Genomic DNA, 22,078 nt, shown 5'->3' with positions numbered 1-22,078 from the left:
TATGCCCGGTGGTGTGAGAGGGGGAGAGGGGCAACCCCCCCCCCTACTCGATTGGACGGAAGGCAACGGTTGAATAGGGCCTGACGTGTGATCTGCCCGCATTAGCACCATAAAATCCGGTTTCCAAAAAAAAAACGACAAGAAAATCTTGGGCAATTTGCGCAACCCATTGAAGTTCCATGATTAGTTTCTTTGTCCGCAACTTCTGTGCATGGTACACAGAAGTTGCGGACAAAGAAATCATATCCTTGATTGAGGCATTGTGGCTGAGCCGCGTTAGGCGAGAGCGAAAACCGCTGGGTTTTGAGAACGATTACGATTACAAGGAGCACGATTACGATCACGAGACCCCGGGTTGTGGGTAGTACTTACATTTGTAGAAAAGTATGTTTTTTGCCCGCGGAGCTGGCCGGTTGATTCGGATCCGGGTGGATGCGATCGGTTCTTTCTTTACGGCGTCGCTTTTTTCGGTTTGTTTTACTTCGGCGGATGTGTACAATGATTGCGGCAACAGGGATGAGAACGGATCGCAGGCGAAACGTGCGGCCGTCTTGCGTTTGCGGGCGTTGCGTTGATTTGCAACTTGGAATTCCCGTTCGCCGGTTGTTGCGCTTGGCCAGGAAAACATTCCACGATGCGATTTGAATCCTATGTGGCGTTCCGGTATCTGCGCGGAAAGCGAAAGAGCCGTTTTATCAGCCTGATTTCGGTGATTTCGGTGGCGGGCGTCGCCATTGGCGTCATGGCGCTGATTGTCGTGATGAGCGTGATGACGGGTTTCGACATCGCCCTGCGCGACACGATTATCGGCAACCGATCCCATCTGACGGTCGAGGAATTCGGCACGACCATTGCCGATCCGGGCGAAGTGGCCCGGGAAATCCGCGAGATCTGCCCGGAAATTCTCGCTGCCGGTCCCGTTTCGCAAACCGAGGCCGTCATCCGCGTCCGGCATCGCGATCAGGATGAATTCGGATTCGCCTATGTGGTCGGCGTGGATGTCGCGCTCGAACAGGACATTACCGAACTAGCCGACAACCTTACGTCCAAGGGCGGGCGGCAGTTTGGCGCCGGACGCCTGCCCGGCGAGAAAGAGATCGTGCTCGGATACAAACTCGCGATGAAACTCGGAGTCCGGCCCGGCGACGAGGTCCAAGTTATCACGCCCCGCCGCAAGGTCGGCCCCATGGGCGCCATCGCCGGCAGCGGCATCTGGATGACCGTCAGCGGCATTTCGCAGGCGCAGATGGCCGATTGGGACGCCCTGTACGCGTTCGTGGACATCGCGACGATTTCGATGCTGACCGGCCGGGAAGGCGTGGACGCGGTGCATTGTCGCCTGACCGATCCGTTCATCGCGGAGCGCGTGGGAAACCGCATCGAAAAAGAACTCGGACTTCGCACCACGACATGGTATGAAAGCCAGGCGGATTTTTTCAGCGCCATCTGGCAGGAAAAAGTCGCCATGTTCATCATCCTGGCCTTCATCGTGCTCGTGGCCGCGTTCAACATCATGAGCACGCTGATCATGGTTGTCATGGAGAAACGGCACGATATCGGCATTCTGCGCACCATCGGCGTCGGCAGCCGATCGATTCTCCTGATTTTCATACTGGAAGGCCTGTTTATCGGGGTAAGCGGCACGCTATTCGGAATGATCGCCGGAACCCTGCTCGCCTATAATCTGAATCCGGTGGCGGTGTTTATCGCCCGGCTCATGAACATAGACATCTTCAACAGCCAATTCTATTACTTCGACCGGATTCCCGTGGCGATCGTCCCGCTCGACATCATGTGGATCACGGTGTCGGCGGTCATTTTGACCTTTGTTTCCACGCTGTATCCGGCATGGAGCGCCTCGCGGCTCGACCCGGTGGAGGCGTTGAGATATGAATAAAACGCTTGAATGCCGAAAACTGGTCAAAACCTATGTGGATGGCGCGCGAACACTCGAAATTTTGCGCGGTGTGGACTTGAGCGTTTATGACGGCGAGATTGTGGCCATCAGCGGTTCCTCGGGCGCGGGAAAAAGCACCTTGTTGCACCTCATCGGCACGCTGGATCGCCCCACGTCGGGTGAAATTCTTTTTCGCGACCAGCCGTTGTCCCGCCTGAGCCGCGGCGCCATCAACAAAATACGGAACAAAGAAATTGGGTTTGTGTTCCAGTTCTATCACCTTCTACCCGAATTCACCGCGATGGAAAACGTGATGATGCCCGCCTTGTGCCAGGGCGCGCGGCGTTCGGCATGCCGGCCCCGCGCGGAAGAACTACTGGAGAAGGTGGGGCTTGCCGACCGCATGACCCACAAGCCCGGACGGCTCAGCGGGGGCGAACAGCAACGGGTCGCCATCGCGCGCGCGCTGTTCAACAAGCCCGGCGTCGTGCTGGCCGACGAACCGACCGGCAACCTCGATGAACGCACCGGCGAAGGCATCACCGAACTACTCTGGAAACTGAACGAAACGGATCGCATCACCCTGCTCATCGTCACGCACGATGAGCATCTCGCGGGCCGGGCCCATCGCTGGATACACCTACATGAAGGGTTGGCCCACGTAAAAAAAGCAGGGCTTGAAGGATAGACAGGAATCCGCCTATATGCCAAGCAACCGGGAAATCATATCCAGTGCCGCACGGCAAGCACTCGTCGTGCCGTCGTTCAACGTGCCCTACCTGCCGATGGTCGAGCCTGTCGTCCGGGCCGTCGTGGACACCGACAGTTTCGCGTTTATCGCGACGGCTCGCCTCGAATGGTACAAGTACGAGGCAAAGGGGCTTCGGCCGGTCTTCGACGCCTTTCAACAATGGAACCGGCCGGATTACGTCGCGCTGCACTTGGATCACGTGCCCGTCATTGACGAGGACAATCGCCGCGTGGATTATCGGTCCGTCCTGAAGGAGGCCCTCGAAATGGGCTATCATTCCGTGATGATTGACGGATCGCGCCTGCCCTTCGCCGAAAATATCGAGGCGACACGGGCGGCGGTCTCCTTGGCCCACGGCTACGGAGTCGCCTGCGAGGCTGAACTGGGCGCGGTCATGGGCCATGAATCCGGTCCCATGCCGCCCTACGAGGAGATCTTTGCCTCGGGCAAAGGCTTTACCGATGTGGACGAGGCGCGCCGGTTCGTCGGCGAGACCGGATGCGACTGGCTTTCCGTCGCCATCGGCAATGTGCATGGCGCCGTGTCGGAAGCCACGCGCCATCAAAAGAAGATCGAAGCGCGGCTCGATATCGCACACCTTGTCAAACTCCGGGAAGCCACCGGCCTCCCCCTTGTTCTTCATGGCGGCTCGGGCGTGCAGCGCCCCTATGTCCTGAAGGCCATCGAAAACGGTATTGCCAAGGTCAATGTGTGTACCGAAATCCGGCAACCCTATGAAAAGGCCCTGTCTGAAACCAACGATCTTGCCAAAGCCCAAGAGGCCTGCTACGAACGGACCCGATGGGTCATTGCCGACTATTTTGGCATTGCCGGTACTCGGCGACAATTGTTCAATTCCTGAATCGGGCCTTTGGCCCTTCTGCCGGCGCGCACTGTCCAAGCGATTGTCGTGAAATAGGTTAGCCGGTCCTCTCCCATATTTGAAATTCATGGTATAATTAGTTTGGAAAAAGGATCTTTCATTGGTTTTTTCAAATTTATACATAGGCAAGGAGAATCCAGAACGGGGAGGATAGTGCGTTGCGTGCGGGATGTATGGCTGTATCGGCGGGGATTGCGCTGTTTGCGGCTGTATGTGGGGGGGATTCCATCTCGCTGGGCCATGAAAATTACGATAACGTCTACATTGCGGAGACGCCTTCCAATTATCTGGTGTGCTTCCCGGAAACGGGCCGGATTATGTCTGTTTCCAAAGCCGATATCCGATCCGAAAACGTTTACATGGAATCCGATCGCGACAAAAGGCGGGCGCTTTATGAACAATGGGCGGCAAAGCGAAAAGAAATCAACGGCTATTCTTCCGTGCCAGTCGCCGTCGTTCAATCAGAGGAATCAACGCCATCCGAAACCCAGGAAGACGATCCGGCAGGGAAGAGCAAGAAAATCCATCGGATAGCCAGTACGCCGCCCCGGTATTACAGTCCGGAGGAGGCCGCCCAGCAAGCGCGCGAAGACGATCTCAAGGCCCAGCACCAAGCCATGATCGAGGCACAACGCCGTCAAAGGGAAGCCGCCAAGAACCGGATGTTGAACAACCGCCAGGTCTATACTTCCGAACACGCGCGGGGTGGTTCCGTTCAATGGAACAATACCGCGCAATGGAACAACGGCGGGCGTTTCGGATACTGACCGGAAAAAGTCGCCAATGAAGAAAGTCGTGATTTTCGACGCGGGGGGGCGAATCGGGCGCCCACCGGGGATGTTCACATCCTAACGCGGTGCAGCCGCAATGCCTCAATCAAGGGCATGATTTCTTTGTCCGCAACTTCTGGGCATCACACACAGAAGTTGCGGACAAAGAAACTAAATCACAGCTAATCCACCAGCCCTGCTGGTGAAAATCCATCAGGTTCCACCGTGCCGGCGGCATTTTTTGTGCTCGTAATCGTGCTCGTAATCATGCTCGTAATTGCGCTCAACCCCCGGCGATTTTCGCGCTCTTCAATTGATTGGATCGTTTGATTGGATCGTTGTCCCAGACTTACTTGTTGTTTTTTTTGCAAGGGGGCATCATAATGTCCCTGTTTTTGGAGTTTGATCAAGATGGGCAATAAAAAGAGGCGACGATCGTCGTATGCATTTTTCCTGGTATTGTTGCTTGTGTGCGGTGCGCGGGCACAGACGGATATTGATCAGAGCCGGCGGACGGCCATCGTCCAAGCCATTGAAAAGGCCGCGCCGGCCGTCGTCTCCGTAAATGTCGTTCAGGTTCGGGCCGAACGAGTGGCCAATCCGGTGCTGCGCGATTTCTGGGATCTTTTCTATTCGTGGGAACCGCAATACCGGCTTCGCAAACGCCAGTTGAATTCCGTGGGGAGCGGCTTCATTTTCGACGCGCGGGGCTATATCCTGACTAATTACCACGTAATCGAGGATGCCGATGCGGTCGCGTCGGTCACGCTGGCCGACGGACGCGTGCTCGATGCCGAAGTGGTCGGCGCGGACAAGCGGACCGACGTGGCCGTCTTGCGGGTCAAGGCTGCCGGTCTGCCGTGTTGCAGTCTAGGCACATCAAGGGATCTGCTCATCGGCGAATGGGTCATCGCGGTCGGCAATCCCTTCGGCACCCTGATGAAAGATCCCCAGCCCACGGTCAGCGTCGGCGTCGTGTCCGCCAATCATCGCCGGATCAGCCCCAGCGTCGGCGAGGGCGAGCGCCTGTACCAGGACATGATCCAGACCGACGCGGCCATCAATCCCGGCAACAGCGGAGGCCCCTTGGTCAATGCCAAGGGCGAGGTTGTCGGCGTCAACACCATGATTTTCAGTCCGAGCGGCGGCAGCGTGGGGCTGGGCTTCGCGCTGCCCATAGACCGCGTGCGGCGCGTGGCCGACGAACTCATCCAGCATGGCCGCCGCCGGGATCCGTGGGCCGGATTCAAGGTCGAGGATGTCGGCAATCTCCGCCCCGATTTTCATGAACAACTGGGCGTTCAGACGGAAACGGGCAGTATCGTGGTTAATATCCTGACCACTTCTCCCGCGTACGAGGCGGGCCTTCGCCCTGGCGACGTCATCGTCCGCATCAACGGCGAAGCCGTGACCTCTTCGTCGGACATAGATTTCGCCCTCTGGAACATGTTCGTGGGCGACACCGCGACGCTTGTCATCAACCGGCGCGGCGCCGAACGGACGTTGCGGTTTCCAATCGTCGAGTTGTCGCGATAAGGCGGGTTATTCATGATCCGCCGAACCGGCGGTCATAACGTCCGATAATGCGGGGGCCTTCAATGGTGGCCATCCACGGTTTGGGAGATGGGTAGGCGGCCCATGCGACGTGCCCATCCATGTACAACACATTCATGCCCGCCGGCACGTGGCATGATCCGGTGATCTGGCCCGTCAAATGATCCCACATGACGGGAATCTCGGTCTGGGCCGAACTTGTCGCGGCGGGATCGTTGATATCGGTGACTAAAAAACGTTCAATGCCTTCACGGATCCGGTAGTAGGTGTCGCCTCCCCCGATTTGGGTGCCCGCAAAGGCGGCGGATACCTTGAAATCCTGATCCGACACGGCGCCCTGGCTTGCGACGTTCGCGGCGGCCAGTTCGGCCCATGGGGTGCCGTTGTAGTCGGCGTCCTCGAATCGTCCGCCCGGACCGCTGCCGGCGGTTCCATCCTTGGGGCCGAGCACGTTCACGGATTCCATGATTACCCAACCCACGTAATTGTAAGGGGATTTGATGAGTTCTTCCGGTTCGATGACGCCGTTGTTGTTCCCGGAAGAAAGGGCGCCGCGGCGAACCCCGATGTCGTATCGTTCGAGCGGCGACCGGCTGGCCGTGGATGGACACCAGACCACCGTGAGGTCCGTGAGGTATTCGGGATAGACGGCCGGGCCGCTGAAGATCATCGTGTCGGAGAGGCGGCCGAAGATGTCACGTACCATCCGTTGCGGAAAACGATTTCCGTTGGATTCGTTCGCGTACATCTTGAAAACCAGTCCCAGTTGTTTCAGATTGTTTGCGCACGAGGACCGGCGGGCGGCTTCCCGAGCGCGGGACAGCGCCGGCAACAGGATCGCGGCCAAAATCCCGATAATGGCAATCACCACAAGCAGTTCTATCAGTGTAAAACCGTGCTTTTTCGACATGTCCAGTGGGTCTCTCCATGAAAACAAACGGATTTGCAAGGCCTAATAATGTCCATAGGTTTTGGAAAAATCAACCTGCACAACGGCCCTAGTTCAAACAACGGTCGGCGGAATCACATTCCAATCACCGTATGCCCGCCGGTTTTTTTGCACAAATACTTGCCAAAACGTATGCATACAAGGCATGATAAGAATAGGAAACAACGCGGCGGCGGAGCCGAAGCCATGGTTTTTTCGGTAGTCATCCATCAAAAAGAAGAAGGCGGATACGTTGGGCAGTGCCGCGAACTGCCCGAAATCGTGGGCACGGGCGCCACCATTGACGAGTGCTGTACCAATGTCCGCCAAGCCTTTATCGCCTATTTTCAGGAACACGGCATGGCGGCGATCGAGTCACTTTCGCGGCAAGAAGAAGGATCCTTCCGCGGCCATGTCGGCTTCTTCAGTCTCAACTGAACGTTGCAATTTTTTCCTTTCATTCGGCCGGATTGGGATAGCGGCGCTTATTTCAACCCAAGGCGTCCGATGGCTTGAACTTCGCGCACCCAACAGCGATGCGGAGGAAATTCCACCGGTTACGGAAACGGGCGCACGGCTCGCCCGGTTGCTGGAAGCCTATGTTGCGGGGGAGTGTGTGGATTTTGACGACATTCCGCTGGACCTTATGGGGACGCCATTCCAGCGTGCGGTGTGGGAGGGCGCCCGGACGATTCCCTGGGGCGCAACCGAAACCTATGCGGGACTGGCGGCGCGCATCGGCCGCCCGAAGGCTCAGCGGGCCGTCGGACGGGCGCTGGGCGCCAATCCCGTCCCGATACTGGTTCCTTGTCACCGAATTCTTGCCGCACAGGGCCGTCTGGGCGGCTTTTCCGCCGGCTTGCATTGGAAACAAGCGCTTCTCCGCATCGAAGGCCATGCCGTGGCCCTTTGAAACAGGTTGAACGGCGATGACGCAACGACCCGCAAAGAACACGGCTAGGTGATTTCCTCGTAAAGGAGCGAAAGGGCGTTTGCAAAATGATCGAGCGTGAAACGATCCGATACGCGTTTGCGTGCGGCCACGGACAATTCGCCGCGGAGATCATCCGATTCGAGGAGCCGGCTCAGCGCGTCCGAGAGTGATACAAAGTCGTTGGGCTGGCAGAGGAGGCCGGCATCGCCGATGATTTCGGGAATGGCGCCGCTCGACGCGCCGATGACGGGTGTGCCGCAGGCCATTGCCTCAATCAATGACATGCCGAATTGTTCCTGCCATTCGGGCGTCGCGATGCTGGGCAGGACGAACGCGTCCGCGGAACGGAACGCGGCGGGCATCCGGCGATAGGGCAGCGATCCCGCGAACACACAGTGCGCGGCAAGGTCGAGCCGCGCGATCAATGCTTCTATGCGTTCCCGGCCCGGCCCCGAACCGACCATCAGAAGCCGGATCGGCCGTCCGCCCGGTGTGCGATCCGTCAACTCGCGCAGGGCCATGAGCAGGAAGTCCAGTCCCTTGCGCGGCAGAAACCAGCCGACGAACAGGACGACCAAATCGCCGTCGTCCAATCCGAACGCCGCGCGTTCGGACGGCCCGGGGCAAAACAAATCCGCGTCCACGCCGGGCGGCACATACACGATGCGCGATGAGTCCGCCCCTTCGATGAGCAGCATGCGCCGCGAGCGTTCCGTGTGCACGATGAAGCGGTCCGTTTCCCGGAGAGCGCGGCGCTTGACGGCGAGGCGTTCTTCGGTCTGCTCGTTGTTGAATGGAATGTTGTCCCAGACCATCACCGCCAAGGGGATATCGAACCGGCGTCGCGCTTCAAGGGCTTCGGCGGTCCAGTCCGTGAACAATTCCCAGGACTGGATGGCGTCAAATCCTTGCAGGCGTTCCGCGAACGGTCGTATGCGTGGTTCACGGCGGGCATAACGTTCCCGTAGCGCATGCAGGAACGAAGCGGGTCCTTGCTGCGTGTCGAAATGCAGAGGTTCGCAATGAAACGGCGACTCTTCATCATCACGCTCGTCGAATCGCCGCTGGATTTCGGATTCGGCTCGGAACACGGTGATTTCGGGGGCGCCGCGCAATCGCCGATATCCGCGGAAATGCCACGGGGTGTGGCGATTGCCAATCAGCAGCGCGAGTTTCACCGGCCGCCTCCCCAGAAATGGCGCACGAGGAACGCCCGCGCCGCCTCGCGATCCTTCGGAATGTCGAGATGACGTTCGCGGCATTTCGCCTCGTATTCGTCCAATGTGCAGATGACGACCGCGGGATTGCCGGCCACGACCGTGTTCGGCGGGACGTCTTTCGTGACGACGCTGCATGCGCCGACGATGGCGTTGGGTCCAATGACGACCCGGGGGAGAATGGTGGCCCGGACGCCAATCTGGCAATTGTCGCGAATTTCGATCGTGCCGAATCCGGTCAGTGACTCGTACTTGTCCTGAAACGGCCAGTTCAGATCGTGATTGACAAAAGTCACGTCGTTTGAAATGCAGACGTGGTTGCCGATGCGGATCAACCATGGTTCCGTGCCGAAGTGGGCCGTGTAAATCCGGCAGCGTTCGCCGATTTGGACGCCCATGTCGCGCAGCGTGCGGATGACGGTTTCCTGCGAGCCGTACCGGAGTTTTAGTTTTTGTAGGAGGCGACCGATGTTCATCCGGCGATCCTATTCGTCAAACTCGCAGGGCAGACCCTGGAAAATCCATTTGCGGTCAATTTCAAGCACGCGGGGGCGCCGCTGCAGCACCGCTTCGATTTTCGGGAAGTGCATGAACCGCTGCTTGCTCTGGTGGTAGCGGCTAATCACGTGGAGGTAGAGCATGAGGCGGGCGGTGCGCAACTGGCGCGGCGTCGAGTAGTACACCGTCATGCCCCGCTCGATGGCGTGTTGAAACCGGTCGTGGAGCGCCTGCGGGCGCTTGGCGGCGATTTCCGACCATTCAAAGAGATCCATTTCGGGCATGCCTGCCGTTCCCTGCGCGGCCTGCCGCTCGAATTCCGCGTCGAGACGTTCGTACAACGCCACGATCTTGTCGAACCAATGCAGAATCGCGCGGTAGCCTTCGTCCGCCAGATCAATTTCGATGTGCGCCTCGTCTATGTTCGCCAGCGTCTGCCGCGCCAGGTACCGTTCGCGCTCCTCGTTGGCGTCGGGAACCATGCGAACGCGGGCCTTTTCCGCCGCCTCTCCGTAGTTGAAACTTTCAAGAATGGTGGCGATGCTGAATTTCGTGCGTGAATGCAGCGCCGACTCCTTCAGGAGGGGCACGGCCAGCGCATCTTTTTCGATCGCGGCGTCGAGCGAGGGTTCCGCCGCGAACAGGTCCGCCTTCCAATCGAGCCAGATGTCGTGGAACAACCCGCGCAACAGCCGCCCGCATCCGCGCGGGTCCGCGCTGAATGCCTTGCCGACGAGTTCGGCGAACCGCCGGCGCAGACGCCAGCCGGTCCGTTTCAGAATGTCATGTTCAAACAGATAGCGCAATACCAGCAGCCGGTCAATGGCGAGAAAGGCGGCGTCCTCCGAAAGGCCCGAATTCGCAATGATGGACTCGCGCCAATAATGGCACCACTCGTGCAAATGCCGGGCGGCTTCGGTGCGCGGCGGACGGCGGAGTTGTTCGAGCGAACCGCTGTCTATGTCCGCCTGCCGAAGGGGATCGGCCATGTCGCGGCGGAATTCGGCGGGCGTGTCCGCGCGCATCAGCAACTCGTCGGTGCGGGCGTCGTAGAAATAGGATCGGTACAGATCCGTTATGAAAGCGTAATCCACGTTGATCGCGCGCGTTTCGTTGACGAGCAGCCGGGTTGTTTCACAAAAATCCAGCCCGCGTTTCGCGAGGGATCCGGGAGGCTCAATCGCGCCCGGCATCACGAAATGCGCGGCCACGGCGGTCTGCGCTCCGCTGCGCAACAGATACGACGCGGAACCGACATGCGCCAGCACCGGCTTCGACTCGATGGGCGCCACCGTCCGCCAGCCCAACAGGTTCAGCAGTTGTTGCGCGAACCGGTGCTGGTCCTCCTTGGTGTTGTCGGCCAACTTGCCCCACCACGACTCACACAGTTTGGCGATTTCCTGCGAGGTTTCCATCAGGGGACCCCTTGTCCTTTCCGTACCTCATAACCCGCGGCTTCAATTCGCCGCCAAATTACATCTTCACGGCGTCCCAGCAGATCCACGCCGTCCACCAGATAAAAATCCAGGGACGACGCGCGCTCCGCGGTAAGCCGCATGAACTCATCCACGGACATCACCTCTATCGAATACCCCGGCAGGCTCACCGCCGGCGGACGCCCCGACGAGGTAACCACGAGCAGTTTGTTCTCCTGCGGGTTCAAGAAAGCCAGTCGAACCGACTCGTCCAGCGCCAGCAATCCCCGCGCCCGTTCCTCGTCGCTGGCGGTCTTCAAGAACAAACCCCGGAATTCAGGAAACAGCGGACATTGCATGTCCACCTGATAATACACCCGATTGCCCTCGACACGGCGATACAACAACCCCGACGATGCGAGACGATCCACTTCGCGCTGGACCGCCCGAATGGGAAGGCCCGTGGCCGACTCAATCTGGCGTTGATAATAGGCCCGAAGGGGGTCTAGCATGAAAAGTCGCAAAACGATAACACGCGCGCTGGATGAAAAAACAGCCAGTAATGCCGTATTGGGCTTTGTCTGACTATTTTTAGTAGTCGGCATGGGTCAGATTATTTGTATATAGATTCTAAAAAAGAGTTGATAAAACCGATTTATTGCTTATATCTTATTTAATTTTCAGAATTTATATACAAAATAACGTCAATAAAGTCAAGAAATAAAATGCTTTGCCTATAATTTTGGAGATGGCGGAACTTAGGGGGGCGGGAATCGAAAACGTCAAAGGAAAAAGGACGAAAAGGACGAAAAGGACAAAAAGGACTTCTTGCGCAGGGGGTGGCGCCGCGCAAGCGAGTTGATCCTTGCAATCAATCCAAGGGATTTCTTGCGCAGGGGTACTGTCCCTTACGTCCTTGTTGTCCCTTATATCCTTGCGCATCTTTGCGCATCGGGTCTTGGGCGCCGCCCAACCGGCGAACACCGCCGAATCCCGATAGTCCCAGGACAGTTGCCCTCCCGATTTATTGCCGTTGAATGTTCAACGCGGCTTCCGTCTTCTTGTTTGCGGGTTGGGTATGATACCATTCTTCTCCTGTTGGAATGGAGTGGTCGATCGGCATGCAAACCATGACAGAGGGCGGAGAATCTCTTTCGTTGAACGAGGCTCAGCGGGTGGCCGTGACGGCGCCGGACGGTCCCGCGCTGGTGCTGGCGGGGGCGGGATCGGGCAAGACGCGCGTGATCGTCGAGCGTATTGTGTGGCTGGTCGAAGAGCGCGGCGTGGATCCGCGCCACATTCTTGCGGTGACGTTTACAAACCGCGCGGCGGGGGAAATGAAGACGCGTGTGGCTTCGCGGATTGGGGGCGATCGCGCGGCCTGCTGGGTGGGCACCTTCCACTCGTTCGGACTCTACCTGCTCCGGCGCGAAATGGAGAAACTGGGCCGTCCGCGGATGTTTACGGTGTTCGACGACGCCGATCAACTTTCGCTCATGAAACGTCTGATCAAGGGATTGCCGGCGCATTACGCGAAGGTGACTCCGCGCGAGGCGCTGCAATGGATCAGCCGGCTCAAGCAGGACGTCGAAGAACCGGACATGGCCGAAACGTGCGCCACGGACGAGGACGAAACGTGCCGTGCCTTGTGGGTGCAATACCACGAGGCGTTGTTGCGCGCGTCGGCGGTTGATTTCGACGATCTGCTGGTGTTGCCGGTCCGGCTGCTCGAAGGCGACGCCGAGACGTGTGCTCGGTACCGGCGTCGCTTTCGATACATACTGGTTGACGAATACCAGGACACGAACCGCGCGCAGTACCGGCTGGCAAAATGCCTGTCGGGCGAAGGCGGCAACCTGTACGCCGTGGGCGACGAGGATCAGAGCATCTATTCGTGGCGCGGGGCGGATATCCGCAACATTCTCGAATTCGACCGGGATTTTCCCGGCGCGCGCATTTACCGGCTCGAACAGAATTACCGCAGCACGATGCCGATCCTGCACACCGCGAACGCCGTGGTCGTTCATAATCGCAACCGGCTCGGCAAGACGCTGTGGACGCTTCGGAAATCCGGCGAACCCGTGCGCCTGCACGTAGCCGAAGACGGCGAGAAAGAGGCGTTTTTCGTGGCCAAGGACATTGCCGCGCACAAGGAGAACGGCGACGCCACCGCCGTCCTGTACCGCACGAACGGCCAGCAGCGCGTGCTGGAAGACGAACTGCGCGCAAAAGGGATTCGTTATGTTGTTGTTGGGGGGATACAGTTTTATGAACGCAAGGAAGTCAAAGATCTGCTGGCGTATTTGCGGTTGATCGCGAATCCGGCCGACGACGAGGCGTTTCGCCGCGCCATCAATACGCCGCCGCGCGGCCTCGGCGCGACCACGCTTGAACATCTCGAAACCTATGCCAAACAACGCGGCGTTCCGCTGTTGTCGGTCTTGCGTGAAATCGAACACGATCAGACGCTTCGGTCAAGGGCGCGGACGGCGGCGGTGGAATTTGTCCACATGCTGGACGATCTGGCGCAACAAGCCGCGGCCGGACCGATTCTGCCGCTTGTCGAGAAAATCATCGAAACGATTGATTACCGCTCGTTCGTTGAACACAGCGACGAAAAAGATCAGCGGGACCGGATCGAAATCGTGGATGAATTCCTTGCCTCCTGCAAAGCCTTCGACGATCGTGGCGGCGGCGGCCTTGTCGAATTTCTGCAGCAGACTGCGTTGGCGTCGGATACGGACGGGTACGATCCGTCCGCGCCGGCGGTAGCGCTGATGACCTGCCATGCGGCCAAGGGCCTTGAGTTCGATTCGGTATACTTGGTAGGGTTGGAGGAAGGATTGCTGCCGCATGCGCTCTCGGCGTATTCGGAACAGGGCATTGAAGAAGAGCGGCGCCTGTGTTACGTGGCGATGACGCGCGCGCGCAAACGCCTGACGCTGACGGCCGCGCGCTACCGGGTTGTGTACGGCGAATCCGGCCTGCGCGAATTGTCGCGGTTTGTGCGCGAAATACCGGCGGACGTCCTGCACGTCGTGGGCGAGGAAGAACTGCGGCGGATGGCGCCGGCGTTGCCCGCCGGACGAGCCGAGCCGGCCGTCCGGGGCGGCCTGAAGATGGGCACCATTGTTCGCCATGCAAAATTCGGCATTGGCCGCGTCGAATACACGGCGGGCACGGGTAAAAATCTCAAGGTGCGGGTACGATTCCAATCGGGCCGGGTAAGCACGCTCATGGCAAGCCAGGCGCCGCTGGAAATTCTCGAGGAGAAAAGAAGGTGACACTCGACGAACTGAGAACCGCGATTGACGAACTGGATTCGCGCATTCTGGAATTGCTGAGCGAACGCGCAAAACGGGCGCTGGAGATTGCCGAAATCAAGCGGTCCACGCAATCCGCCTATTATGTGCCCGAGCGCGAGAAGGCGGTGTTCGAACGCCTGCGCGCGCTCAACCGGGGACCGTTGCCCGATTCCGCCATCCGGGTGATTTATCGCGAGGTGATGAGTGCGATCCGTTCGCTGGAGAAAAACATTTCGGTTGCGTATCTGGGACCGAACGACACGTTCAGCCACATGGCGGCGCTTCGCGTGTTCGGCGTGACGGCCGATTACCACCCGCTGCCGACGGTGGCCGACATCTTCACGGAAGTCGAGCGCAAGCGGATTGACTACGGCCTTGTGCCCGTCGAGAGTTCGATGGGGGGCGGCGTCCACGACACGCTCGACCGGTTCATTTCATCGGATTTGAAGATTGTCAACGAGGTCCTATTGCGCATCACGCAGAACCTGTTGTCCAACAGCCCGATGGACAAAATCGAGCGCGTGTATTCCAAGGACAACGCGTTTATCCAATGCCGGAACTGGCTGCGGGTAAATCTGCCGAATGCGAAACTGATTGACGTGTCAAGCACGGCCGAGGCGGCGCGCATCGCCTCGCAGGAAGCAGGGGCCGCCGCGGTGGCCAGCGCCCTGGCCGCCAAGACCTACAATGTGGACATTCTCGTGCCGTCCATTGAGGATTCCCCCAACAACTACACGCGCTTTTTTGTCATGGGTCGGCAACTCGCCAAACCGACCGGTAAAGACAAGACCTCCATTCTGATATCCATCAAGGATCGCCCCGGCGCGTTGTACTCGCTGCTGACGCCGTTCAATCAGTCGGACGTCAATCTTACGCGCATCGAATCGCGCCCCTCGCGCCGGAAGGCATGGGAATACGTCTTTTTCATCGATCTTATCGGGCATATTGACGATCCCCGGATTAGCGAGGTCCTCGAAAAGGTTCATGAATATTGCGTGGAACTCAAGGTCCTGGGTTCCTATCCCCAGGGCGATGTCGAGGAGTGACCCATGAGCACGATCACGGTGCTGACCCTTGTGCCCAATGCGGGCGACCGGCTGCCGCGATGTCTCGAAAGCGTGCAATGGGCCGACGACATCTTCTGCGTGGTGGATCCGGCCACAACGGACGGATCGGATGAGGTGGCGCGCCGATACACGTCCCACGTGGTGACGCATGAGTTCATCAACCATGCCGCGCAGGAAAACTGGGCCCTCGAACAGATCCAGACCGAATGGACGCTGATCCTCGACGCGGACGAATGGGTCACGGAAGAATTGGCCTCGCGCATCCGCCAAATCATTCGGGATCCGGCCAGCCATGATCTGTATTACATCCGCCGGTTGTCCTATTTTCTTGGCCGGCAGATCAGGCATTGCGGGTGGGATCGCGACTATAACAGCCGCCTGTTCCGTACCCGAAAGGGCCGCAACACGGAATGCCGCGCACATCCGCGCATCGTTGTGGATGGAACGGTCGGACGCATTCACGAACCCATGCTCCACGACGCCTACCGCAGTTTCCCCGAGTTTTTCCGGACGCTGACCCGGTACACCACCTGGGGCGCGCAGGACGCCTACGAGCGCGGTCGGCGCGCCGGCGTGGTGCATTTGACGCTGCGCCCGTTCTGGCGGTTCTTTTCGATGTACGTGCTGCGGCGGGGCTTTCTTGACGGCTATCATGGCCTGATCCTTTCGGCGCTGTATGGCGTGTCGGTTTTTGTCAAATACGCCAAATTGTGGTATATCGAACGCTTGGCCCGCGAGAACCGGTGCGCACCCGGTGAAATACCCGATCCCGATGCGCCGACGCGTCCGGAAGGTTTCAAGCAGTAGAAATTCGCCTAAAACGGCTGGTATACTTTTCACGAATGGTGGGAGTCCGTATAGACCATTGAAACCGTGTTGCAAAGGAGGTGAATTGCATGGCGGAAAGCGTGAACGTCGAAGAGACCGTATGCCGCATTATTCGCGAGCGTCTCGACAAAAAACCGGAAGAGGTAACGCTGGAAGCGCGCTTTATCGAGGATTTGGGCGCCGATTCGCTGGATGTCACCGAATTGCTCATGTCGCTCGAGGAAGAATTCAACATTGACATAGACGACGAGGCGAACAAGATCGAAACGGTCGGCGACGCGATCAAATACATCTCTTCGAAAATGAGCCAGTAGGAAAAACACCGCGTCCGCTGGGGCGCTGCGTATAGATGGAATGCGGTTGTTCCATTATGGGTAATGAATGAAATGAAAACGCTTGCCGGCGGGATCTCCGCCGGCAAGCGTCTTTGGTTTTATGGCGCCGTTTGCGCGCCGTGCGAGGGTATTGAAAGAATAGGGCGATCCACGCGGAGATGGCGGCCGGGCCGCTTCAGGAGAATATATTTGGCACAACCGAGATTGACAGGCGACTGGGACACGGGGATGTCCCCGCCGGTTTCCGCTGATGCGAACGATTCCGTACGCGCCGATCAATTGCGCGCGCTGGCGGAACGCATCGGAATGCCGATCAAGGACTATGTTCTGCTCAACCGCGCCTTGACGCACGCGTCGGTTTCGGCGGAAACGACGGAGCGGATCCACAATTATGAATCGTTGGAATTTTTGGGTGATGCGGTGTTGGGTCTTGCCATCGCGCATTGCCTGTATGAACGGATCCCTGACCGCACGCCGGGGGAATACAGCCGTATCCGGGCGGGCGTTGTCAACCGGCGTTGCCTGGCCCAAATAGCACGGCGACTTGGGATTGCTTCCGCGATACGGCTCGGCAAGGGCGAGGAACTGGCCGGGGGGCGCCAGCGCGCGTCCCTGCTTGCGGATTGCCTTGAAGCCATGATCGGGGCGTTATTCTTGGATCGCGGCTGGGCCGCTGCGCTCGAGTTCGTGGCGCGCGTGTTCGAGCCGGAACTTGTCCGCGAATTGGCCTCGGATCGAATCTGGGATTTCAAGTCGCGGCTTCAAAATTACTGCCAAGGCCGGCATCTGCCCCTTCCTGTGTTCACGATTGTCCAGTCGGAAGGCCCCGATCACCGCAAGCAGTTCGAGGTGGAAGTTTCGCTGGGGGGCGAGCCCGCAGGCCGGGGCCGCGGGTTGAGCAAGAAGGAAGCCGAACAGAACGCCGCCCGCGCCGCCTTGGCGCGCGAAGGCCTCGACACCGGCTGATTATCGCGACGCAAGATCGGCGAAACAGGCGTCCAAAATGGCGATGGCGTCGTCCACCTGCGACGGGGCAACCGTCAGCGGCGGTGTCAACGTGAGGATGTTTCCCATCGTGATCTTGAAACTCAAGCCCTTTTCCAATGCGCGGTACATGATCCATTCCGCCTCGGCGGATGCGCGCGAGCGCAATCCGCGGTTTGCGGTCAATTCCACGCCGATCAAAAGGCCGAGTCCGCGCACGTCGCCGATAATCGCATGGCGCGCCTGCAATTCGCGCAGCCGCTCGATCGCGTACCCGCCGATCGCCGCCGCGCGATCGATTAGCCCGTCCTCAATCAGGCAGTCCAACGTGGCCAGTCCCGCCGCGCAGGCCACCGGATTCTTTTCGTGCGTGTAGTGTCCGATCGCGCGGTCGGGCGCGATATCGAGACCCTCGCGCGCAATGAGCGCGGCGAGGGGGAATATGCCGCCGCCGAGGCCTTTGCCGATGCAAAGCATGTCGGGCACGATCCCGTAATGTTCGCAGGCGAACATCTTTCCGGTGCGTCCGAGACAGGTTGGGATTTCATCGAGAATCAACAGCGCGCCGTGCCGGTCGCATGCGGCGCGGACCCGTTCCCAATATGCTTTCGGTGGGATGAACGGCGTGCTACGGACCGTTTCCGCGATGACGGCCGCCACATCCCCTTCCTTTTCGAGCACGTATTCGATGTAGTCCGCGCATTTGAGGTTGCACCGGCCCTCGTCGCGGCAGAAGGGGCAATGCGCCGGGTCGGGGGGCGGCACATGTTCCGTGCCGGGAAGGAGCGGCCCGGCGTCTTTCCGGAAAATGGCCTCGCCGCCGATCGAAATGGCGTCGAGCGACGCGCCGTGGAACGAATCCCACAACGAAATCGTTTTATGGCGGCCCGTCGCCATTCGGGCAAGTTTCAGGGCCATGCCGATGACCGCGGCGCCGCCGGGCGCAAACAGCACCTTGCCGGGGGGGTTGGGCGCCAGTTCGGCCAAGCGCCGGGCCAAGGCGATGGCCGGCATGTTGGTGTAGCGCCTTGTGCAAAACGACAACGCGTCGAGTTGCGCCTTGATCGCCTCGATGACCCGACGGTTGCCGAATCCCACCTGGTGCACGTTGTTGCCGTGGAAATCGAGATACCGGCGGCCCTCCAAATCCTCGATGTACGCGCCGTCGCAGGCCCGCAACACGTTCAGGCACGGGGTCGAAAGCGACTGCCGTAGAAAATACCGTTCGTCTTCCGCCAGCCAGCGCCGCGTCTCTTCCCCGATATGTTCGCGCATCCACGCTTCGCGCAACGGCGAAATGTTCAGATCGCCTTCCGAACGCAGGGCGTCGTCGTTCATGCCGCGCAATCTCCTTCGCATTCAACCACCAAGCCATTGACGACAGGGATGTCATGGACGGGATGGACTGCAACAGTGTTTTGCTTTTCGGGCGAAGTTCTCCGGGGCCGCATGGTCCACCTCGTCCACCGCGATAGATCCGCTTTAGCCTGCCGATTCCAAGTGTAAAGGGGCGAGGGACAAACTGTCCAATCGGCGCCCCGCCGGCTGAAAAGGGGGGAGCGGCGGGCCTTGGGCACCCGCCGCTCAATGCGGGATGTGTCTGAAACCTGTTCCGTGCTTGTTGGCGCAAGAGTGTCACGGTCTTGAGACTACTGCTGAAACCATAGGGCTGCGGTATCTGGTCTCAGTCACTCAGAGTGTGTGTATTTTTCGGGGCCTGGGCTGTATTGAGAGTCAGGAACTCTCGACCCCATACACACCATCGTTTCAGACACCGAGCGCATTCTAACACAATATATGGTGGTTGTCAAGTAAAATTTCTCAAGGTGTTCTTTTGAAAAGTAGGGACTTGCGACTATAGATTGTAGTCAATTTGGATTTATTGCCCCATATATGGAAATACCGGGTATTGGGGAGAAAACGAGAGAAAATCTGGAAACACAATATCTTGTAGCCATACCCAAATACAGGGAATTGACCAAGACTCTTGCGAGTACCGAGTTCTTGAGGCATGAAGATGAGAAATTCCACGGAGATAGCCATTCCGGGCCATTTCATGTTAGAGCAGGCATCGGGATTTTGTGTGAAAATTGAAAAGGGCCGCTTTGTAGCGCCGATTTCTAAAACGGTATGTCATATCCGGGGAAGCAACGCGCGCCGATTGCCTCATGCAGACCCGGCCAGCAGTTCCATCCGGCCGCGTGCGGGGTGAAGCAGGCCGAGAAGGAGCCGGATCGTCGTGGTCTTCCCGACGCCATTCGGCCCCAGGAATTCACAGATTTATCCCCGGCGAACATTCAAATCGAGATCGGCAATCCCGATCGGGTCGCCATAGCTCGTCGTCAGTCCGAAAATGGCAATGGCGGAATCCCTTCGACCCTTTCCGACGCGCCAACAACACGCGCCGATTGCGCCGGGAGAAATGCTATAACATTGCGCCTTATGGCGCAACCCCGCGGCATTTGCCGTTGTTTCGGCCTCGATTGGGATCTTCCCGTATTACATGCGCCAGCAGGTTCAAAATCCCTCGAAGGCCTGCCGAAAAAAGCCATAGACTTCGTGTTGGGTCGGTTCGCCCGGCTGGTTTTTAAAACGGGAGCGGTCGGAAAAGATGTCTTCGGCAAAGCCGCGCAAGGCGGATTCCCCGACGCCGGCGTCTTTTGCGGCGCTCGACAAGCGAAGCCGCTGGAAGAGGTCGCGAAGGGCTTCGGCGACGGCATGCCGCGCGGCATCCGGCACTGGGTCCGCCGGATATCCGAGCGCGCCGGCTATCGCGGAGACCTTGTGTGGCTCGACATCCGCATTGTACTGGAACAGTGGGGCAAGCAGCAGGGCGTTCGCCAGCCCGTGCGCGACCCCGAAATGCAGCGTGAAGTAGTAACCCATGCCATGGACGAGCGTGGTTCCGCTTTGTGCGATGACGCATCCGGACAGCATCGCCGCATACAGCATCCAGCCGCGCGCTTCGAGATTGCCCGGATCTTCGGCGGAACGGGGCAGCCATTCGCGGACAATCCGGCAGACGGCCAGCGCGAGTTCGTCGCCCAAGGGCGTGGCGCGTTTCGACACCATGCCTTCCATGGCCTGGCTGAGGGCGTCGAGGCCCGTGTTGATCGTCACGTGCCGGGGCATGTGCGCCGCAAGGGAGGGATCGAGCAGCGCCACGGCGGGGAAAAGGCCGCGAATCGTCCGCTTGCAGCGCGCGGCGGAATCCACAATCACGGCATAGGGCGTCGTTTCGCTGCCGGTTCCGGCCGTGGTGGGAATGGCGACGATGGGAAGCGGAGGCCGCCCGAAGGATCCCGCCGCGAGATAGGTCGCGCAAGGTTCCGGATTGCGTGCAAGGCCCGCGATGGCTTTGGCCGCGTCAATGGCGCTGCCGCCGCCGATGGCTACGACACAGTCGCAGCCGCTGGAACGACAGCGTTCGGCCCCCTCGTCGCATTGCCGGTCCGTCGGATTTTCGGCGACGCCCTCGAATACATCGGCCTCCGGGCATTGCGCCATCGCCCGGTCAAGCGCGCCGCTTGCCCGCGCGGAACGTTGTCCTGTCACGATCAGCGGCTTGTGCCCAATGGATTTCATCTGATCGCCCAGCGCATCCAAGGATCCCGCGCCGAACACGATTTCGGTGGGCATCCAATAACGAAACGGATTCACAGCCTGTCTGCGCGCTCCTGCATTTCGGCCAACACGTTTCGGCTTTGTCCTTCGGCGCCCCGAAGCGCGGCCATGGCCTTTTGTCCGGCTTCGGAATCCGGGTCCAAGTCATGCGCCTGTTTCCACGCCGTCTTGGCCTCCGACAATCTACCGCATCGAAACAGCGTGTGTCCAAGATAGGTGGCCGCAAGCGCGCACCGGGGATCCTCGGTCAGCGCTTCGCGAAAGCGGTCCTCGGCGCCCGCGAAGTCGCCCGCGTTGTAGCAGGCGCGGCCCGCGCGAAGCAGGGCGCGTGCGCGACGGCGGCGGTCCGCCGACTCCGGCGCCTCGAACGTCTTGGCCCATTTGCGCGCATCGTCCCGCATTCCCTCCAAGGCTGTTGGCAGGCTCTCGCGTCCCATCGCCACGCGCTTGGCGCGGACCCATAGGTTTTTGAACAACAGAACGGTGTATCGAACGGAACTCGCACCCATTTCAAACCCCTTTCTTCTTTTCCTCACCCTCTAATTATACCTCCGAGGCGTGGCGGGCCGCAATAGGATCGAGATGGCTTTGATAGGAAACTATCCCGATCGGGAAAACGATCCCTTCCTGCCGGGAATCTTCCCGGGCACGTACGCCCATGGACGCGCCGCAACGCGCCAAGGATCGTGGGCGCAATGCCTTATCATCCGTTTTGCTCACCGCCGCCGACCGCAAGCCGCCCTAACCTGAATTTAGGTCTTGCCAACGGCCCAAGGAAGGGAAGGAATGGCCCTTGCGTATATTTCTTGCCCCGGACCGGCCACAGGACGGTAAAACTGGATTCTTGCCGGACCGGTCAATAGAATGAAATCGGCAATGGGCGCCATGGGCAGGTGGAAAAGAAAGGAACGGAGTGATGCAGAAAGCGCTTATCATTGAATCGAACGGATCCGGCAAAGAGAAACTGGACGCCATGCTGGCCGATGGCTGGACGGTTGTATCCATCACCGCCAACCACGGTAAAAGTTACAACGATTTTCTGATTATTCTTGAAAAGAAATAATGCAGCCGACTACCGGTTGAATCGT

Annotated in this window: 21 protein-coding genes and 1 pseudogene; 13 read left to right on the top strand and 9 right to left on the bottom strand. The window is 59.1% G+C overall.

Features of this window, described 5'->3' with window-relative positions; genetic code table 11:
• Positions 1-634 precede the first annotated feature (634 nt).
• From P5540_09725 to P5540_09705, 5 genes are all read left to right on the top strand, one after another.
• Positions 635-1,897: a lipoprotein-releasing ABC transporter permease subunit gene (locus tag P5540_09725; protein ID HRT65096.1), complete on the top strand. Its 1,263-nt coding sequence runs from the start codon at positions 635-637 to the stop codon at positions 1,895-1,897.
• Entirely contained in the window at positions 1,890-2,585 is a 696-nt protein-coding gene (locus P5540_09720; protein HRT65095.1) for an ABC transporter ATP-binding protein, read from the top strand. The genes P5540_09725 and P5540_09720 overlap by 8 nt, the downstream gene beginning before the upstream one ends.
• 16 nt (positions 2,586-2,601) lie before the next feature.
• Complete coding sequence (locus P5540_09715) at positions 2,602-3,510, top strand: class II fructose-bisphosphate aldolase (GenBank protein HRT65094.1); 909 nt, start codon at positions 2,602-2,604, stop codon at positions 3,508-3,510.
• A 179-nt stretch (positions 3,511-3,689) separates the two neighbouring features.
• Positions 3,690-4,298, top strand: coding sequence for a hypothetical protein (locus tag P5540_09710; GenBank protein ID HRT65093.1), 609 nt, complete (start codon positions 3,690-3,692; stop codon positions 4,296-4,298).
• Positions 4,299-4,712: 414 nt separating this feature from the next.
• Positions 4,713-5,837, top strand: coding sequence for a trypsin-like peptidase domain-containing protein (locus P5540_09705; GenBank protein ID HRT65092.1), 1,125 nt, complete (start codon positions 4,713-4,715; stop codon positions 5,835-5,837).
• Positions 5,838-5,847: 10 nt separating this feature from the next.
• Here the strand turns inward: P5540_09705 and P5540_09700 are convergent, their stop codons facing one another.
• Positions 5,848-6,765, bottom strand: a complete 918-nt coding sequence (locus tag P5540_09700; protein ID HRT65091.1) for a prepilin-type N-terminal cleavage/methylation domain-containing protein — start codon at positions 6,763-6,765, stop codon at positions 5,848-5,850.
• A gap of 225 nt (positions 6,766-6,990) precedes the next feature.
• On the opposite strand from P5540_09700, the gene P5540_09695 reads away from it, so the two are divergent.
• Together P5540_09695 and P5540_09690 are read left to right on the top strand one after the other, a co-directional pair.
• Entirely contained in the window at positions 6,991-7,221 is a 231-nt protein-coding gene (locus P5540_09695; GenBank protein ID HRT65090.1) for a type II toxin-antitoxin system HicB family antitoxin, read from the top strand.
• Positions 7,196-7,696 (top strand): methylated-DNA--[protein]-cysteine S-methyltransferase, encoded by a 501-nt coding sequence (locus P5540_09690; GenBank protein HRT65089.1) that lies wholly within the window; start codon positions 7,196-7,198, stop codon positions 7,694-7,696. The genes P5540_09695 and P5540_09690 overlap by 26 nt, the downstream gene beginning before the upstream one ends.
• 44 nt (positions 7,697-7,740) lie before the next feature.
• On the opposite strand, the gene P5540_09685 is transcribed toward P5540_09690, so the two are convergent.
• Genes P5540_09685 through P5540_09670 form a run of 4 tightly spaced genes read right to left on the bottom strand, consistent with a single transcriptional unit; the run spans position 7,741 to position 11,359 of the window.
• The gene (locus P5540_09685; protein ID HRT65088.1) at positions 7,741-8,895 is read right to left on the bottom strand and encodes a glycosyltransferase; all 1,155 of its coding nucleotides are present in this window, start codon (positions 8,893-8,895) and stop codon (positions 7,741-7,743) included.
• Positions 8,892-9,410 carry an acyltransferase gene (locus P5540_09680; GenBank protein HRT65087.1) on the bottom strand — a complete coding sequence of 173 codons (519 nt, stop codon included), beginning with the start codon at positions 9,408-9,410 and terminating at the stop codon, positions 8,892-8,894. Before P5540_09680 ends, P5540_09685 begins: the two co-directional genes overlap by 4 nt.
• A gap of 9 nt (positions 9,411-9,419) precedes the next feature.
• Positions 9,420-10,847, bottom strand: coding sequence for a hypothetical protein (locus P5540_09675; GenBank protein ID HRT65086.1), 1,428 nt, complete (start codon positions 10,845-10,847; stop codon positions 9,420-9,422).
• The gene (locus P5540_09670) at positions 10,847-11,359 is read right to left on the bottom strand and encodes a hypothetical protein (GenBank protein ID HRT65085.1); all 513 of its coding nucleotides are present in this window, start codon (positions 11,357-11,359) and stop codon (positions 10,847-10,849) included. Before P5540_09670 ends, P5540_09675 begins: the two co-directional genes overlap by 1 nt.
• A 609-nt stretch (positions 11,360-11,968) precedes the next feature.
• Here P5540_09670 and P5540_09665 point away from each other — a divergent pair.
• The 5 genes from P5540_09665 to rnc all read left to right on the top strand — a co-directional run bounded on the left by P5540_09665 (position 11,969) and on the right by rnc (position 17,348).
• Positions 11,969-14,131, top strand: a complete 2,163-nt coding sequence (locus P5540_09665) for a UvrD-helicase domain-containing protein (protein HRT65084.1) — start codon at positions 11,969-11,971, stop codon at positions 14,129-14,131.
• Positions 14,128-15,198 carry a prephenate dehydratase gene (pheA, locus tag P5540_09660; protein ID HRT65083.1) on the top strand — a complete coding sequence of 357 codons (1,071 nt, stop codon included), beginning with the start codon at positions 14,128-14,130 and terminating at the stop codon, positions 15,196-15,198. Before P5540_09665 ends, pheA begins: the two co-directional genes overlap by 4 nt.
• Positions 15,199-15,201: 3 nt before the next feature.
• A complete protein-coding gene (locus tag P5540_09655; GenBank protein ID HRT65082.1) occupies positions 15,202-16,026 on the top strand; it encodes a glycosyltransferase family 2 protein in 825 nt (274 codons plus the stop codon).
• 89 nt (positions 16,027-16,115) lie between these two features.
• Positions 16,116-16,361 (top strand): acyl carrier protein, encoded by a 246-nt coding sequence (gene acpP / locus P5540_09650; GenBank protein ID HRT65081.1) that lies wholly within the window; start codon positions 16,116-16,118, stop codon positions 16,359-16,361.
• Positions 16,362-16,571: 210 nt separating this feature from the next.
• Positions 16,572-17,348, top strand: coding sequence for a ribonuclease III (gene rnc, locus P5540_09645; GenBank protein ID HRT65080.1), 777 nt, complete (start codon positions 16,572-16,574; stop codon positions 17,346-17,348).
• Here rnc and P5540_09640 read toward each other — a convergent pair whose 3' ends face one another.
• From P5540_09640 to P5540_09625, 4 genes and pseudogenes are all read right to left on the bottom strand, one after another.
• Positions 17,349-18,704, bottom strand: a complete 1,356-nt coding sequence (locus tag P5540_09640) for an aspartate aminotransferase family protein (GenBank protein HRT65079.1) — start codon at positions 18,702-18,704, stop codon at positions 17,349-17,351.
• 837 nt (positions 18,705-19,541) lie between these two features.
• Positions 19,542-19,727, bottom strand: a pseudogene (locus tag P5540_09635) (ATP-binding cassette domain-containing protein).
• Between the two features lie 156 nt (positions 19,728-19,883).
• Positions 19,884-21,026, bottom strand: a complete 1,143-nt coding sequence (locus P5540_09630; GenBank protein ID HRT65078.1) for an iron-containing alcohol dehydrogenase — start codon at positions 21,024-21,026, stop codon at positions 19,884-19,886.
• Positions 21,023-21,499, bottom strand: a complete 477-nt coding sequence (locus tag P5540_09625) for a tetratricopeptide repeat protein (GenBank protein HRT65077.1) — start codon at positions 21,497-21,499, stop codon at positions 21,023-21,025. The genes P5540_09630 and P5540_09625 overlap by 4 nt, the downstream gene beginning before the upstream one ends.
• A gap of 407 nt (positions 21,500-21,906) precedes the next feature.
• On the opposite strand from P5540_09625, the gene P5540_09620 reads away from it, so the two are divergent.
• Positions 21,907-22,053 carry a hypothetical protein gene (locus tag P5540_09620; GenBank protein ID HRT65076.1) on the top strand — a complete coding sequence of 49 codons (147 nt, stop codon included), beginning with the start codon at positions 21,907-21,909 and terminating at the stop codon, positions 22,051-22,053.
• The last annotated feature ends 25 nt before the right edge of the window (positions 22,054-22,078 follow it).

The sequence above is a fragment of the Candidatus Hydrogenedentota bacterium genome (assembly GCA_035450225.1).
In the GTDB taxonomy this organism is placed as follows: Bacteria; Hydrogenedentota; Hydrogenedentia; order Hydrogenedentales; family SLHB01; genus DSVR01.
This window is presented reverse-complemented; position numbering and strand designations above follow the sequence as displayed.